The organism is Streptomyces silaceus (assembly GCF_001419745.1).
In the GTDB taxonomy this organism is placed as follows: Bacteria; Actinomycetota; Actinomycetes; order Streptomycetales; family Streptomycetaceae; genus Streptomyces; species Streptomyces silaceus.
In genome coordinates this window covers 15,270-30,748 of sequence record NZ_LIRJ01000292.1, presented here as the reverse complement: position 1 = coordinate 30,748, position 15,479 = coordinate 15,270, and the positions used below count along the sequence as shown (strand labels likewise).

Here is a 15,479-nt window from a genome sequence, read left to right as displayed (position 1 = left end):
CGCGGACGCCCGCGACCTGCACGCGGGCCGCATCGACCCCACCCGCTACCGCGGCCTGGTCTTCCCCGGCCACGACGAGTACTGGTCGGCGAGCATGCGCCGCACCACCGAGCTGGCCCGCGAGCACGGCACGTCCCTGGTCTTCCTCTCCGCCAACACCATGTACTGGCAGGTGGAGCTCGGCCCCTCGCCGTCCGGCGTCCCGGACCGCCTCCTGACCTGCCGCAAGCGCCGCGGCCCCGGCAGACCGGCCCTGTGGCGCGAGCAGGACACGGCCGAACAGCAGCTCCTCGGCATCCAGTACGCGGGCCGCGTCCCCGAGCCGCACCCCCTCGTCGTCCGCAACGCCGACCACTGGCTGTGGGAGGCGACCGGGGCGCACGAGGGCGACGAGATCCCGGGCCTGGTCGCGGGCGAGGCCGACCGCTACTTCCCGCGGACGCCGCTCCCCGAGCACCAGGGCCGCATCCTGCTCGCCCACTCCCCGTACGCGGACGCCGAGGGCGTCACCCGCCACCAGGAGTCGTCCCTGTACCGCGCCCCCTCCGGCGCCCTCGTCTTCGCGTCCGGCACCTTCGCCTGGTCCCCGGCGCTGGACCGCCCCGGCCATGTGGACACCCGCGTCCAGCGCGCCACGGCCAATCTCCTGGACCGCATCTGCAAGCGCGACTGAGCCCCCACCGGGCCCGTCGCCCCGCGCCTCACCCCGCTCACCGCCCAACCCCTGGCCAAGACCGCACTCCCGATCAGGGAGAATCGACAGCACTTGGCCAGAACCACGGGAGGGAACCGTGTCCGGATTCGTAGAAAAGCCCGAGCCTCTTCAGGTCCCGGGCCTGGTGCACCTCCACACCGGCAAGGTGCGCGAGCTGTACCAGAACGAGGCGGGCGAGCTCGTCATGGTCGCCAGCGACCGCATGTCCGCCTACGACTGGGTGCTGCCCTCGGAGATCCCCGACAAGGGCCGTGTCCTCACCCAGCTCTCCCTGTGGTGGTTCGACCAGCTCGCGGACCTCGTCCCCCACCACGTCATCTCCACGGACCTGCCCGCCGGCGCCCCCGCCGACTGGGAGGGCCGCACGCTCGTCTGCAAGTCGCTGGAGATGGTCCCGGTCGAGTGCGTGGCCCGCGGCTATCTGACCGGCTCGGGCCTGCTGGAGTACAACGACTCGCGCACCGTCTGCGGCCTCGCCCTGCCCGAGGGCCTGGTCGACGGCTCCGAGCTGCCCGCGCCGATCTTCACGCCCGCCGCGAAGGCCGCGGTCGGCGAGCACGACGAGAACGTGTCGTACGAGGAGGTCGCCCGCCAGGTCGGCGCCGAGACGGCAGCCCAGCTGCGCCAGACGACCCTCGCGGTCTACGGCAGGGCGCTGGACATCGCGCGTGAGCGCGGCCTGATCCTCGCGGACACGAAGTTCGAGTTCGGGTTCGAGGACGAGCGGCTGATCCTCGCCGACGAGGTCCTGACCCCGGACTCCTCGCGCTTCTGGCCCGCCGACCAGTGGGAGCCGGGCCGCGCGCAGCCGTCGTACGACAAGCAGTTCGTGCGGAACTGGCTGACCTCGCCGGCCTCCGGCTGGGACCGCGGGAGCGAGCAGCCGCCGCCGGCGCTGCCGCAGGACGTGGTGGACGCGACCCGCGCCAAGTACATCGAGGCGTATGAGCGCCTGACGGGCACCGCCTGGTAGCACCGGCGCACCCGGCACCGTCCGGTACGCCCGGCACACGAAGAAGGCCCCGGTCGATTCGACCGGGGCCTTTCATCTGGAGCGGACGACCAGGTTCGAACTGGCGACCTCAACCTTGGCAAGGTTGCGCTCTACCAACTGAGCTACGTCCGCGCTGCGCCGAAGCGCGAGGACAACTATACCCAACCTCGCTCGCGTGCGAGACGCACTGCGGCATGACGGTTCTCCGCACCGATTTTGGTGGCCGCGGACGAGAGGTAGTTGCGGACGGTCCCCTGGGACAGCGCGGCCCGCTCGGCGATCTCCGCGACCGGCGCCCCGTCGGCGGCGAGTTCGAGCACCTCGGCCTCGCGGGCGGTCAGCGGGGAGTCCCCGGCGGAGATCGCGTCGGCGGCCAACTCCGGGTCCACGTAACGGTTTCCGGCGTGCACGGTCCGGATGATCTCGGCGAGCCGCTGGGCGCTGACGGTCTTCGGGACGAAGCCGCGCACCCCCACCGCGAGGGCCCGCTTGAGGTGCCCCGGCCGGCCGTGACTCGTCACGATCATGGTGCGGCAGTCCGGGAGTTCGTCCCGCAGGGATGTGGCGACACTCACACCGTCGGCGCCCGGCATCTGCAGATCGAGCACCGCGACGTCGGGCCGATGGGCCAGCGCCATGGCGAGCGCCTCGGGTCCGGACGCGGCCTCGGCGACCACGACGAGATCGTCCTCCAGCGCGAGCAGGGCGGCGAGCGCCCCTCTGATGAGGTGCTCGTCGTCGGCGAGCAGTACGCGCAGGCTCACGCCGCCACCTCTTCGTCCCGTTCGTCGTCCCGTGCCTCGTCCCGGCCCCGGCGGGACCGGCCGTCGTGCGCGGGCACACCGGGCACCCGCACGGTGAGCCGGAACACCCCGTCGGCGGTCCCGAAGTCCAGCGTCCCGTCCACCGCGGCCAGCCGCTCGCGCAGCCCCGCGAGCCCCGACCCCCGCCCGGCGGGCGCGGTCTCGGGCACCCCGTCGTTCTCCACGACCAACGTCGTACGCTCCTCGTCCACCGTCAGAGTGATCTCGCACCGCCGTGCGTCGCCGTGCCGCAGCACGTTCGTCGCCGCCTCGCGCACGGCCCAGCCGAGCGCCGACTGCACGGGCGCCGCGAGGCCCGCCGCGGACCCGGTCAGCCGGCAGTCGATGCCCGCCGCCTCCAACACGCCCTGCGCACCGGCGAGTTCCACGCCGAGGTCGACCTCACGGTAGCCGCGTACCACTTCGCGGACCTCCCGCTGCGACTCCTGGGCGATGCGCTGCACCTCGACCATCTGGTCCACCGCCTCCGGCCGCCCGCGCCGGGCGAGCTGCACCGCGAGCTCGCTCTTGAGCGCGATGACGGCGAGGTTGCGCCCCATCACGTCGTGCAGGTCCCGGCCGAACCGCAGCCGCTCCTCGGCGACCGCGAGCCGCGCCTCGACCTCACGGGCCCGGTCGGCCTCCCACATCGCGGAGAGCGTCCAGGCGCCGCAGCGCGAGGAGAGGAGCGTGATGATCGCGCCGAAGACGATGAGGACGCCGATGGCGACGAGGTGCCTGCCGCGCACGCCGGCGGCGGCGAAGGAGCCGACGACGACGGCGTCCAGCAGCAGGAAGCGCAGCGCGAAGCCCGGCAGGGACACGGAGAAGGCGAGCGACTGGCCGAACGGCACCGTGAGATACAGCGCGATGAAGTTGATCATTCCCATGTCGACGCCGCCCGCCGTCTGCAGGGCGACGGCGAACCCGAGCGTGACGGCCATGAGCAGGGTGCTCACGGCGAGGTCGCGGCGCGGCACCGGGCCGCGCTTGAGGTAGTGGTCGAGGGAGCGCCGCAGCGTGCGGTTGACGTGCACGCCCTGCAGCGCGGCCGCCGCGATCACGGCCCAGCCGAGGAACTGCGAGGCGAACCCCCGGTGCAGACTCAGGGCGATCGGCAGCGAGCCCCAGCTGAGGAAGAAGACCCAGGGCATCGCGTGCCACACGACCAGGCTCTGCCACTCGACCTTCTGGATCTTGCTCCACGCGTGCCAGCCGTGCTGCCAGGCCCGAATCCGGCCGACCACGTCAGTCGCCTCCCTCAGCGCCGGGGTCCCCCGCGGGACCGCCGTCAGTGCCGGGGTTCCCACCGGAACCACCGTCGTACAGCAAACACCGCGAGCAGGGTCCAGGCCACCGCCGTCACGATCGCGCGCAGCGTGTCACCGGAGGAGAGCGTGCCGGCCCAGCCGCCGCGGATCAGCTCGATGACCGGGGTGAGCGGGAGCACCTGGCAGACGGAGGCGACCTTGTCGGGCAGGACCTCGAGCGGGACGAAGAGACCGGAGCCGATCATCGAGACGAAGACCAGCGGCAGGCTCATGACCTGCGCGGACTCGGTGGACCTGCTGAAGCTTCCGGTGACGGCCGCCAGCGCGGCGAACATCACGATGCCCAGGGCGACGCCGAGGACGACGAGGTGGGGTGCGCTCGGCGCCCCGGTGTCCAGGAGCAGGGCGATGCCCACGGAGAGGATCACGCTCTGCACGATGCCGATGGCGACCGACGGCAGCGCGGCGCCCGCCAGGATCTCGGTGTCCCGCAGCTCGCCGGTGCGCAGCCGCTTGAGCACGAGTTCCTCGCGCCGGGCGACGTAGACGGCCGTCAGCGCGGAGTACACGGCGAAGAGCAGCGAGAAGCCGAGGGCGGCCGGCAGCACGACCGTGCCGACGTCGAGCCCGGTGCCCTTCAGGTCCATGTCCTTGGTGGCCTGCTTCATGCTGAGCGGGATGACGAACGGCACGAACAGCGCCGCGAACAGCGTCCCCTTGCTCCGTACGAGCAGCGTCGCCTCGGCACGGGCCAGCGCGCTCAGCCGCCGCGCCGGGGTGGTCACAGCCGTGGTGCTCATACCGCCATCTCCTTCTGGGCGAGGCGCCCGGTGGCACCCTCGTCCGCTCCGCTCTCCGCTTCCTTGGCGATCCGCAGGAACGCCTCCTCCAGCGAGGCCGCCCGCACGTCGAGCCCGCCGAGCTCGACCCGCGCGTCCCGGGCCCACAACAGCAGGCTGGTGGCGGTGCGTTGGAGTTCGTTCGTCCGCAGCCTGACCCGGCGCCCGATCAGCTCGTGGCCGTTCACGCCGAGTTCGGCGAGCGGCGGCAGGTCGCCGACGAAGTACCCCTCGGGCAGCTCGAAGGAGACGTGCGAGGGCTGGGCGGCGACCACGTCGGCGACGCGGCCCTCGGCGGCGATGCGGCCCTCGTGCAGGATGGCGAGCCGCTCGGCGAGCTCCTCGGCCTCTTCGAGGTAGTGCGTGGTGAGCAGCACGGTCGTGCCGTTGTCGCGCAGGGTGCGGACCAACTCCCAGGTCTCGCGGCGCCCTTCGGCGTCGAGGCCGGTGGTGGGCTCGTCGAGGAAGAGCACCTCGGGCCGCCCCATGAGGGCCATCGCGAGGTCGAGCCGCCGCTTCTCGCCGCCGGAGAGCTGCTTCACGCGGACGTCGGCCCGCTTGCCGATGCCGACGATGTCCAGCGCCTCGGGCACGGGCATCGCGCCGCTGGTGCAGCCCGCCCACATCCGTGCGGTCTCCGCGACCGTCAACTCGGCCGGGAAGCCGCCCTCCTGGAGCATCACGCCGATGCGCGGGCGCACGGCGGAGCGCTCGGTGTACGGGTCGTGCCCGAGCACCCGGACGCGCCCCGCGGACGGCGCGGCGAGCCCTTCGAGGAGCTCGACGGTGGACGTCTTGCCGGCGCCGTTGGTGCCGAGGAGGGCGAACAGCTCGCCCCGCCCCACAGAGAAGGAGATCCCCCGTACGGCCTCGAACCCTCCTCCGTACACGCGCCGGAGGTCGGTCACGTCGATCACTTGGTCTGTCATGGCTTCAGCGTCCCCCGGCGCGGGGCGCCGGAGCAGTGCGCGCTGTCACCGGCGCACATGACAAATGTCAGTGGGGGCGCGATCTGGGGCACCACCCGCGCCACCTGCGACGATGCCCGGAGAGAGACACGAAGAAGGCCCCGGTCGATTCGACCGGGGCCTCTCATCTGGAGCGAACGACGAGGTTCGAACTCGCGACCTCAACCTTGGCAAGGTTGCGCTCTACCAACTGAGCTACGTTCGCACTGCCTCCGACCGGCTCTCACCGATCGGCGCGAGCACCAGCCTACCGCAACCAGAGGACTGGTCCGTAAGCGGTGCAGAGCGGGTGACAGGAATTGCACACTGCGCCTTCCCCCTGGAAGGGGGATGTTCTACTACTGAACTACACCCGCACGACTCCGTGAGGTCCGGCTTTTCGGCCTCGCCCCTCGGCGTGCTCCAGACTCTAGCTGACCAGCGGGGGTGCAGCGCAAGTCGGTTGCCGCGAGGGGCTGCCCGGCCGGGTGGCGCACGAGGTCAGTTGGCCGCCTCGAAGGCCTCGTAGACCTTCTTCGGGATGCGGCCGCGGGGCGGGATGTCCATCTGGCGCGAGCGGGCCCAGGCCCGGACCGCCGACGGGTCGGGGGTCACGGCCGTGTGCCGGAACACCTTCCCGGACTTCGACTGCTTGCGGGCCGCCTCCAGGTACGGGGCAAGTGCCGTGCGCAGTTTCTTGGCATTGGTTTGATTGAGGTCGATCTCGTACGACTTGCCGTCAAGACCGAACGCGACCGTTTCCGCCGCTTCCCCGCCGTCGATGTCGTCAAAGAGAGTGACCACGACACGCTGCGCCACGAATATCGGTCCCTTCGTGCGGCTCTACCGCGTTGACGTGCGGAGATGCCGACTGTCCGGCTGTTTTGGGCAAAGTATCGACTATTGCCATTTCCTTTGTACAGTGCCCGGCATTGAATTGGGAAGCCCGCCCTAATACCTCCGCGTGTCCAGCGTGATTGCCGATCCGTGATCTTTTCCTGGATTCTTCGTGAAGGTGCCCCGTTCGAAACCTGTTTGGGCACCGGAACGTGACCGTCATCACGTAGGTTGCTACGAATCTACGCGAGTAGAAATTTTGTGCCGGTAGTCTGAAGGAACCTGCTCAGCACACCGCAAGCAGCACACGCCAGCACCACACACCGGGAGTGCCAGTGGCACGCGTCGTAGTCGACGTCATGCTCAAGCCGGAGATCCTCGACCCCCAGGGCCAGGCGGTGCAGCGTGCACTGCCGCGCCTCGGTTTCCAGGGCATCTCCGACGTACGTCAGGGAAAGCGCTTCGAACTCGAGGTGGACGGGCCCGTCGACGACGCGGCCCTCGCCCGTATCCACGAGATGGCGGAAACCTTCCTCGCCAACACGGTGATCGAGGACTTCGTCGTAAAGTTGGAGAAGGCCGAGGAGGCCGCGAAGTGACTGCTCGAATTGGAGTCGTCACTTTCCCCGGAACCCTCGACGACCGCGACACCCAGCGCGCCGTCCGCGTCGCCGGCGCCGAAGCCGTGCCGCTGTGGCACAAGGACAAGGACCTCAAGCAGGTCGACGCCGTGGTGCTGCCCGGCGGTTTCTCCTACGGCGACTATCTGCGGGCGGGTGCCATCTCCCGTTTCTCGCCGGTGATGGAGTCCGTCATCGAGCAGGCGAAGGCCGGAATGCCGGTCCTCGGCATCTGCAACGGCTTCCAGGTGCTCACCGAGACGCACCTCCTGCCGGGCGCGATGCTGCGCAACAACCACCTGCACTTCATCTGCCGCGACCAGAAGCTGCGCGTGGAGAGCGACCGGACCGCCTGGACCGCCGACTACACCGTCGGCCAGGAGATCTCCGTCCCGCTCAAGAACATCGACGGCCGGTACGTCGCCGACGAGCGCACGCTGGACATGCTGGAGGCCGAGGGCCGCGTCGCCTTCCGCTACCTCGACATGAACCCCAACGGCTCGCTCCGCGACATCGCCGGCATCACGAACGAGGCGGGCAACGTCGTCGGCCTCATGCCGCACCCCGAGCACGCCGTGGAGCCGCTGGTCGGGACCGGCCGCACCGACGGCCTCGGATTCTTCACCTCGATCCTGAAGAAGCTGGTCAACGCCTGATGACTCTGGACACCGTCAAGCACGCGGCCGAGACGCCCGACGTCAAGCTGCCCTGGGCCGAACTGGGCCTGAAGGAAGACGAGTACGCGCGCGTCCGCGAGATCCTCGGCCGCCGCCCGACCGGCGCCGAGCTCGCCATGTACTCCGTCATGTGGTCCGAGCACTGCTCGTACAAGAGCAGCAAGGTCCACCTGCGGCAGTTCGGCGAGAAGGCCCCCGAGAACGACGCGATGCTCGTCGGCATCGGCGAGAACGCCGGCGTCGTCGACGTCGGCCAGGGCTACGCGGTCACCTTCAAGGTCGAGTCGCACAACCACCCCTCCTACGTCGAGCCCTACCAGGGCGCGGCCACCGGCGTCGGCGGCATCGTCCGCGACATCATCGCGATGGGCGCCCGCCCGGTCGCGGTCGTGGACCCGCTGCGCATGGGCGACGCCCACCACCCCGACACCAAGCGCGTGCTCCCCGGAGTCGTCGCGGGCATCGGCGGCTACGGCAACTGCCTGGGCCTGCCCAACATCGGCGGCGAGCTCGTCTTCGACGCCTGCTACCAGGGCAACCCGCTGGTCAACGCCGGCGCCATCGGCGTGATGCGGCACGAGGACATCCACCTCGCGAAGGCGTCAGGGCCGGGCAACAAGGTCATCCTGTACGGCGCCCGCACGGGTGGCGACGGCATCGGCGGTGCCTCGATCCTGGCCTCCGAGACCTTCGACGACAGCAAGCCGTCGAAGCGTCCGGCCGTCCAGGTCGGCGACCCCTTCCAGGAGAAGCTCCTCATCGAGTGCACCCTGGAGGCCTTCGCCGAGAAGCTCGTGGTCGGCATCCAGGACCTCGGCGCGGCCGGTCTCTCCTGCGCGACCTCCGAGCTGGCGTCCAACGGCTCGGGCGGCATGCGCGTCGAGCTGGACGACGTGCCGCTGCGCGACTCCACGCTCACTCCCGAGGAGATCCTCATGAGTGAGTCGCAGGAGCGCATGTGCGCCGTCGTCGAGCCCGACAAGGTCGACCGCTTCCTGGAGATCTGCGAGAAGTGGGACGTCATCGCCACCGTCGTCGGTGAGGTGACCGACGGCGACCGCCTGGAGATCTTCTGGCACGGCGAGAAGATCGTCGACGTCGACCCGCGCACGGTCGCGCACGACGGCCCGGTCTACGAGCGTCCCTACGCCCGTCCGTCCTGGCAGGACGCCCTCCAGGCCGACGACGCGAACAAGCTGGCCCGCCCGGCGAACGCGGACGAGCTGCGCGAGCAGGTCCTCAAGCTGGTCGCCGCCCCGAACCAGGCCGCCAAGTCCTGGGTCACCGACCAGTACGACCGCTTCGTGCAGGGCAACACCGTGCTCGCGCAGCCCGAGGACTCCGGGATGATCCGGGTCAACGAGGAGACGGGCCTCGGCGTCGCCATCGCCACCGACGGCAACGGCCGGTTCGCGAAGCTCGACCCGTACACGGGCGCGCAGCTCGCGCTCGCAGAGTCGTACCGCAACGTGGCCGCGTCCGGCGCCAAGCCGCTCGCGGTCTCGGACTGCCTGAACTTCGGTTCGCCCGAGGACCCGGACGTCATGTGGCAGTTCGCCGAGGCCATCCGCGGCCTCGCGGACGGCTGCCTGGAGCTGGGCACCCCGGTCACCGGCGGCAACGTCTCGCTCTACAACCAGACGGGCGAGGCGGCGATCCACCCGACGCCGGTCGTCGCCGTCCTCGGTGTGATCGACGACGTCGCGCGCCGCACGCCGATCGCCTTCAAGGAAGAGGGCCAGCTCCTCTACCTGCTCGGCGAGACGCGCGAGGAGTTCGGCGGCTCGGCCTGGTCGCAGGTGGTCCACGGCCACCTCGGCGGTCTGCCGCCCAAGGTCGACCTGGCGCGCGAGAAGCTGCTCGCCGAGATCCTCGTCTCGGCCTCGCGCGACGGCATGATCGACGCCGCGCACGACCTGTCGGACGGCGGTCTCGTGCAGGCCGTCACCGAGTCCTGCCTGCGCGGCGGGCAGGGCGCACGCCTGGTCGTGCCGGACGGTCTGGACGCGTTCACCCTCCTCTTCTCCGAGTCGGCGGGCCGCGCGGTCGTGTCCGTGCCGCGCAGCGAGGAGCTGCGCTTCACCGACATGTGCGGGGCGCGGGGTCTGCCCGTCACGCGCGTCGGTGTCGTCGACGGCGACGCGGTGGAGGTGCAGGGCGAGTTCACGCTGCCGCTGAGCGAGCTGCGCGAGGCGCACGAGGCGACGCTGCCGGGGCTCTTCGCCTGACGGTTCCTGTCGCGGCCCCCGTTCGGACCTGGTCCGGACGGGGGCTTCGTCGTTCCCGGGGGCCCTCGTGGCGTCGTGACCCGGTGGGCTTGCACGTAGTTACGTAATTACGTAATCTCGCGTCATGGATCTGGAAGAGCGTGTCGCCGCACTCGAACGGCGCGTGGCGGAGCTGGAGGGTGCGGGTCCGGCCGCGCCCGCCGTGGGTGAGGGCGATTTCTGGGCCCTCGACGCACTGAAGGCGCGGCACCCGGTGACGGACGACGCCGCCGGCGCGGTCCTGTTCACCGGAGCGGTGCGGGTGCCGACGGGCCACCGGTACGACTGGCAGTACGGCCTGCACACCGAGACCCTCCTTGAGGGCGACTGGTCCGAGGCCGCCGAGTCGTTCGCCGCGCTCGGCAATCCCGTGCGGCTGCGGCTGCTGCGGGAGATCCTCGGCGGCCTGCGCACCGCCGCCGAGCTGGCCGCGCTCGACGACGTCGGCACGACCGGCCAGATCTACCACCACCTGCGCCAACTGACCGGCGCGGGCTGGCTGCACAGCGCGGAGCGCGGCCGCTACGAGGTCCCCGCCGGACGGGTGGTCCCGCTGCTCGTGGTGCTCACGGCCGCGCGTCCCGTGTCCTGACCGTTTTTCCGTACGCGTTCCCGTTCGCGTTCCCGTTCGCGTTTCCGTTCGCGTTTCCGTACAAGTTCCGTACCAGGGGGAAGTCGTGTCCGTACGTCAACGCTCGCTCGCCGCGCTGGCCCGGCGTGTGCTGTGGCTGATCTTCTTTGTCCAGTTCGTGGTCCAGCACTTCGTGGACCTGCCGTACAACTACTGGCTGGGCTGGCTGCCCCTGCTCGGCGCCGTCGCCATCGGCGTGGTGATGTCCCGCTCCGCGCGCCGGCGCATCGAGACCGAACCCCCGGCGCCGGTCGAGGTCGCGCCCCCGGTCGCCGGCCGCTGGTCCGCCCTCAACAGCCCCGCCGACAAGGTGCCGAGCCACGGCACCCACAACCTCGGCCAGACGTACGCCATCGACATCACGGCCGAGTCCGATGAGCCGGGGCGCGGCCGTCCGCAGCCGGTCTGGTTCTGGCCCATCGCCTGGCGCAACCAGGACTTTCCCGCCTTCGGGGCGCCGCTGTACGCGGTGGCCGACGCCACCGTCGTGCACGCCGAGGACGGCCAGCGCGACCACCTCAGCCGCAGCTCCCTCATCGGAGTCCTGTACTTCTGGCTGATCGAGGGCATCGGCCGGAGCGTCGGCGGCACCCGCCGCATCGTCGGCAACCACGTCATCCTCGACCTCGGAGAGGGCACGTACGCCGCGTACGCGCACGTCCGGAAGGGCTCGCTCCAGGTCCGCGCCGGCGACAAGGTCCTCGCCGGTCAGGTGCTCGGCCAGTGCGGCAACTCCGGCAACTCCACCGAGCCGCACGTGCACTTCCAGCTGATGGACGGCCCCGACCTGAACACGGCCCAGGGCATCCCCTTCACCTGGCGCGGCGTCGGGGTGCCCGCCAACCGCGAGGTCTTCACGGCCGCGGTTCCCGTGGGCGTCACGGCCGCCGGGGAAGCCGCGGCGTAGGCGCCGTCGCGGGCGGCGTACAGTGCGGAAATGGCTGAGGAACGTCTGGGGCTGCGCGAGCGCAAGAAGCGGCAGACCGCGATGCGGATCTGGCGGACCGCGCTCGACCTCTTCCTGGAACGCGGCTTCGACAAGGTCTCCGTCGCGGAGATCGCCGCAGCCGCCGAGGTCTCGAAGATGACGGTCTTCAACTACTTCGGCACCAAGGAGGACGTGCTCCTCGGCCCGATGGAGGAACACGTCGCCGACGCCGCCGACGCGGTGCGCGACCGGGCGCCCGGCGAGTCCGCGGTCGCCGCGCTGCGCCGGCAGTTCCTCGCCAAGGTCGCCGAGCGCGACCCCTCGATCGGCCTCTCCGACGACCCCCGCCTGCTCCAGGTGCGCCAGCTCATCAGCGATTCGCCCGCGTTGACGCGCCGCACCCTGATCTTCCAGATGCGCGGCGTCGAACTTCTCGCCGAGGTCCTCGCCGAGGAGACCGGCGACCGCCTCCTCGCGGGCGTCGCCGCCCACCAGCTCGTCGCCGCGCGGGACGCGGTGATCCTGGAGAACTACCGCAGGCTCCTCGCGGGGGACACCGCCGAGGACATGGCCGACGACTGCGCGGCCCTCGCCGAGCGCGCCTTCGACCTGGTCGAAAAGGGACTGCAGGGCTACCCGGCCACGTCCTAGGCTCGGCACCATGCCCCCGGCCAAGAAGCGCACGCGCGCGTACGACTCCGCCAAGATCCGCACCGCCGTGCTCGCGCAGTACGGCAACGTGCGCGAGGCGGTCCGCACCCTCACGCCCGAGCAGCTCGCCCGCCCCACGCGCCTCGGCGACTGGACCGTGCGCGAACTGGCGGCGCACCTGACGATGGTGCTCGCCACCGTCCACCGCTACCTCGGCATGCCGGAGCCCGACCGGCACGAAGTCGCGCTCCTGGACTGGCCGTTCGCCACCGCCACCGTCGCCGGCCAGGTCGACGAGGACACCCGCGCGCTCGCCGACGGCGCCGACCTCGACGAGCTGTTCGCCCGCACGCTGGCCGGCATCGAGGCCTCCCTGCCCGCCGCGCCGGACGACCGCCTGGTGCCCTCCCGCGTCGGCGTCATGACCCTCGCCGACTTCCTGGTCACCCGTACCGTCGAACTGACCGTCCACACCGACGACTTGAACGACGCGGTGCCCGGCCTCGACGTGCCGCACGACCGGCAGACCCTCGCCGCCTGCACCCGGTTGCTCGCCGACGCCCTCGCGGTGAAGGCGCCGGGCGCGTCGACGGAGGTGCGCGTCCCGCCGTACGCGGTCGTGCAGTGCGTGGCGGGACCCCGGCACACCCGCGGCACCCCGCCCAACGTCGTCGAGACCGACCCGCTGACGTGGATCCGCCTCGCGACGGGACGTACGGACTGGGCGACGGCCCTGGACGCGGCGCAGGTCAGCGCCAGCGGCGAGCGGGCCGACCTGTCCGGGCTGCTGCCGCTCATGGGCTGATCCCGCGGCGGAGCACGGCGGCCGGGGAGCGGGTCCCCGGCCGTGGCGGGGCGGCCCGATGGAACCGAACCCCCCACATGCTCCGTCACATTGCCATGCACACGCAGCGTCTGACCCTCACCCTGACCGCGCTGGCCTCCGCCGGGCTGCTGCTCACCGCATGCGGCACCGAGTCGGGAGCCGGCTCCGAAGGCGGCTCCGGTGGCCGATCCGTGGAGACCGAGCTGCCCCTCACCGGCGTCCGGTGGAACGTCGACAGCCTCACCGTGGGCGGACAGAAGCACGACGCCCCCGAAGGCGCCTATCTGGAGATCGGCAAGGACGGGCGGGCCGGCGGCAGCTACGGCTGCAACCGCGTCGGCTCCGACGTGTCCGTCCAGGGCAACACCCTGGACTTCGGCAAGGCGCAGATGACGAACATGGCCTGCACCGACGGCGGCCGCATGAAGTTCGAGGAGAACCTCACGCGCGCCCTCGGCAAGCAGAAGTTCACCGCGAAGGTCGACGGCGACCGGCTGACCCTCACCACGGCCAAGGGAGACCGCGTGGACTTCACCTCGCAGCCGGCGGAGCCCGACGCCCCGCTCACCGGCACCAAGTGGACGGTGAACGGCGTCGGCGACGGCAAGGCGGTCGCGACCCTGCCGCAGAAGCTCTCCGGCACGGTCCACCTCACCTTCGGCAAGGACGGCAAGGTCCGCGGCAACCTCGGCTGCAACGACGTCTCCGCCAAGGCCGAGAGCAAGGACGGCCGCATCACCTTCGGCGCCCCCGCGACCACCCGGAAGATGTGCCCGGGTGACGCGATGACGACCGAGCGCAAGCTGCTCAAGCTCTTCGGCGGTACGGCGCGTTACGAGGTGAAGCAGGACGCGCTGAGGCTCACCGCGGAGGACGGCACGGTGATCCTCGCGAAGGCCGAGCCGAAGGGCGCCCAGAAGGACACGAAGAAGGACGCCGAGAAGGACGCGAAGAAGTAGCGGCCGTCCGACCGGCCCACCCGGTCGCGTACCCGGCTCAGGACCCCCCGTCCCGGGCCGGGTACGGCAGCAGTCCCTTGTCCGTGCGCTCCCACGACGCCCTCAGCTCCGCGAGCAGCTCCGGCTCGGCGGCGGCCCGGTCGGCCTGCTCGCGCCGGTCGGCCGCGAGGTCGAACAGCTGGTCCGTGCCGCCCTTGCCCCGGTAGTACTTCCAGTTGCCGCGCCGCAGCGCGCGCTCCCCGCGCACCCGCCAGAACAGCTCGCGCTCCGGGACGCGCGCGCCCTTGAGCAGATAGGGGGCGAGACTCGTCCCGTCCAGCGGGTACGCCGCGTGCGGCCGGGCCCCGGCGATCTCCAGGAGCGTCGCCGTCCAGTCCGGCGTGTAGACGGGCTCGTGGCTGACCTGCCCGCCGTCGAGCCGCGCCGGCCACCGCACGATGGTCGGCACCCGTATCCCGCCCTCCTGGAGCGAGCTCTTGTTGCCGGACAGCGGCCAGTTGTACGAGAAGCGCTCGCCGCCGTTGTCGGAGGCGAAGAACACGAGGGTGTCCCGCTCCTGCCCGGACTTCTTCAGGGCGCGCAGCACCTCGCCGACCGACCGGTCCAGGTCCTGCACCATCTCCGTGTACTTCTCCACGGAACCGCCGTCCTGGTGCCAGAGCGCGCCCTTCTGGCCCGCCTTGATCCGGCGGACGATCTCGGCGCTCTCCTCCTCGTCGCCGTCCGCGATCCACGGCCAGTGCGGGGTCGTGAAGTTGAGGTTGAGCAGCCAGGGCCTGTCCCCGTGGTCGCGCCGCACGTACTCACTGGCGCGCTCGGTCAGGATGCGCGTGTAGTACCGCAGGTCCTTGTACTCGGCGTCGCCCTCCCGGACGTCGCCCGCGTACAGGTCGTACTCGCCGCCGAGCCCCAGCTTCGAGTAGTACTCCAGGGCCCCGCCGAAGTTCCCGAAGAACTCGTCCCAGCCCGACTTGGTGGGGGAGTAGTCCGGCAGATAGCCGCAGTGCCACTTGCCGATCAGCGCGGTCGCGTACCCGGCGTCGCGCAGCAGCGAGGCGAGCGTGGGATGCGTCGGTTCGAGGCCCACCGACTTGTCCGCGATCGGCTCGGCGAGCCCGCCCTTCGTACGCCCCGGGAAGCGGCCCGTGTACAGGCTGAAGCGGGTGGGCGAGCAGGTCGCGGACCCGGAGTAGGCGTCGGTGAACCGCACGCCCTGGCGCGCGAGCCGGTCCAGGTTCGGGGTCTTGATGTGCGGCGATCCGTAGGACGACAGATCGGCCCACCCGAGGTCGTCCCCGAGGATGAAGAGGATGTTGGGCCGCTTGGCGCGGCGGTGCGGGGCGGCCTCGAACGGCTTCTCCCGGACGGGGGCCCGGGCCTCGGCCTCGGCGGCGGGCAGCCCGATCGCGGCGGTGGCCGCGGAGGCGCCGACGACGCCGCCGAAGGCGCGCCGGGACAGCGGGGACGGGTGACGGGACACGGGGGCGCTCCTGAACGGGGCACGGCGCACCACG

The 15,479-nt window shown here is 71.2% G+C and carries 16 protein-coding genes and 3 tRNA genes; 10 read left to right on the top strand and 9 right to left on the bottom strand.

Annotated elements, in window-relative coordinates:
• Nucleotides 1-673 (top strand): N,N-dimethylformamidase beta subunit family domain-containing protein (locus AOK22_RS25735; RefSeq protein ID WP_341845604.1); only part of this gene is annotated, 673 nt, incomplete at its 5' end.
• 118 nt (nt 674-791) lie between these two features.
• Nucleotides 792-1,688, top strand: coding sequence for a phosphoribosylaminoimidazolesuccinocarboxamide synthase (locus AOK22_RS25730; protein ID WP_055701093.1), 897 nt, complete (start codon nt 792-794; stop codon nt 1,686-1,688).
• A gap of 77 nt (nt 1,689-1,765) precedes the next feature.
• Here the strand turns inward: AOK22_RS25730 and AOK22_RS25725 are convergent.
• The 8 genes from AOK22_RS25725 to AOK22_RS25690 form a co-directional block, all read right to left on the bottom strand.
• Nucleotides 1,766-1,841, bottom strand: a tRNA-Gly gene (locus tag AOK22_RS25725).
• A gap of 23 nt (nt 1,842-1,864) precedes the next feature.
• Nucleotides 1,865-2,473, bottom strand: coding sequence for a response regulator transcription factor (locus AOK22_RS25720; protein WP_055701092.1), 609 nt, complete (start codon nt 2,471-2,473; stop codon nt 1,865-1,867).
• On the bottom strand, nt 2,470-3,759 hold the full coding sequence (locus AOK22_RS25715) for a sensor histidine kinase (RefSeq protein WP_237773458.1): 1,290 nt from the start codon (nt 3,757-3,759) through the stop codon (nt 2,470-2,472). The genes AOK22_RS25720 and AOK22_RS25715 overlap by 4 nt, the downstream gene beginning before the upstream one ends.
• A 44-nt stretch (nt 3,760-3,803) precedes the next feature.
• Nucleotides 3,804-4,583: an ABC transporter permease gene (locus AOK22_RS25710; protein ID WP_055701091.1), complete on the bottom strand. Its 780-nt coding sequence runs from the start codon at nt 4,581-4,583 to the stop codon at nt 3,804-3,806.
• The gene (locus AOK22_RS25705) at nt 4,580-5,551 is read right to left on the bottom strand and encodes an ABC transporter ATP-binding protein (protein ID WP_055701090.1); all 972 of its coding nucleotides are present in this window, start codon (nt 5,549-5,551) and stop codon (nt 4,580-4,582) included. The genes AOK22_RS25710 and AOK22_RS25705 overlap by 4 nt, the downstream gene beginning before the upstream one ends.
• Before the next feature lie 168 nt (nt 5,552-5,719).
• Nucleotides 5,720-5,795 (bottom strand) — tRNA-Gly (locus tag AOK22_RS25700).
• Nucleotides 5,796-5,874: 79 nt separating this feature from the next.
• Nucleotides 5,875-5,946 (bottom strand) — tRNA-Gly (locus AOK22_RS25695).
• 124 nt (nt 5,947-6,070) lie between these two features.
• On the bottom strand, nt 6,071-6,388 hold the full coding sequence (locus AOK22_RS25690) for a histone-like nucleoid-structuring protein Lsr2 (RefSeq protein WP_055701089.1): 318 nt from the start codon (nt 6,386-6,388) through the stop codon (nt 6,071-6,073).
• 353 nt (nt 6,389-6,741) lie between these two features.
• Between AOK22_RS25690 and purS the strand changes: the two genes are divergently transcribed.
• The 8 genes from purS (at nt 6,742) to AOK22_RS25650 (ending at nt 13,965) form a co-directional block, all read left to right on the top strand.
• Complete coding sequence (gene purS / locus AOK22_RS25685) at nt 6,742-7,005, top strand: phosphoribosylformylglycinamidine synthase subunit PurS (RefSeq protein ID WP_055701088.1); 264 nt, start codon at nt 6,742-6,744, stop codon at nt 7,003-7,005.
• On the top strand, nt 7,002-7,682 hold the full coding sequence (gene purQ / locus AOK22_RS25680; protein WP_055701087.1) for a phosphoribosylformylglycinamidine synthase subunit PurQ: 681 nt from the start codon (nt 7,002-7,004) through the stop codon (nt 7,680-7,682). The genes purS and purQ overlap by 4 nt, the downstream gene beginning before the upstream one ends.
• Nucleotides 7,682-9,931, top strand: coding sequence for a phosphoribosylformylglycinamidine synthase subunit PurL (purL, locus tag AOK22_RS25675; protein WP_055701086.1), 2,250 nt, complete (start codon nt 7,682-7,684; stop codon nt 9,929-9,931). Before purQ ends, purL begins: the two co-directional genes overlap by 1 nt.
• A gap of 124 nt (nt 9,932-10,055) precedes the next feature.
• Nucleotides 10,056-10,562, top strand: a complete 507-nt coding sequence (locus AOK22_RS25670; RefSeq protein ID WP_055701085.1) for an ArsR/SmtB family transcription factor — start codon at nt 10,056-10,058, stop codon at nt 10,560-10,562.
• An 85-nt stretch (nt 10,563-10,647) separates the two neighbouring features.
• A complete protein-coding gene (locus tag AOK22_RS25665) occupies nt 10,648-11,508 on the top strand; it encodes a M23 family metallopeptidase (RefSeq protein ID WP_055701084.1) in 861 nt (286 codons plus the stop codon).
• Between the two features lie 30 nt (nt 11,509-11,538).
• Nucleotides 11,539-12,180 carry a TetR/AcrR family transcriptional regulator gene (locus AOK22_RS25660; RefSeq protein WP_055701083.1) on the top strand — a complete coding sequence of 214 codons (642 nt, stop codon included), beginning with the start codon at nt 11,539-11,541 and terminating at the stop codon, nt 12,178-12,180.
• A 10-nt stretch (nt 12,181-12,190) separates the two neighbouring features.
• Entirely contained in the window at nt 12,191-12,985 is a 795-nt protein-coding gene (locus tag AOK22_RS25655) for a maleylpyruvate isomerase family mycothiol-dependent enzyme (RefSeq protein ID WP_055701082.1), read from the top strand.
• Between the two features lie 95 nt (nt 12,986-13,080).
• On the top strand, nt 13,081-13,965 hold the full coding sequence (locus tag AOK22_RS25650; RefSeq protein WP_063795329.1) for an META domain-containing protein: 885 nt from the start codon (nt 13,081-13,083) through the stop codon (nt 13,963-13,965).
• Nucleotides 13,966-14,002: 37 nt separating this feature from the next.
• Here AOK22_RS25650 and AOK22_RS25645 read toward each other — a convergent pair whose 3' ends face one another.
• Nucleotides 14,003-15,445 (bottom strand): sulfatase family protein, encoded by a 1,443-nt coding sequence (locus tag AOK22_RS25645; RefSeq protein ID WP_079036804.1) that lies wholly within the window; start codon nt 15,443-15,445, stop codon nt 14,003-14,005.
• Nucleotides 15,446-15,479: the final 34 nt, after the last annotated feature.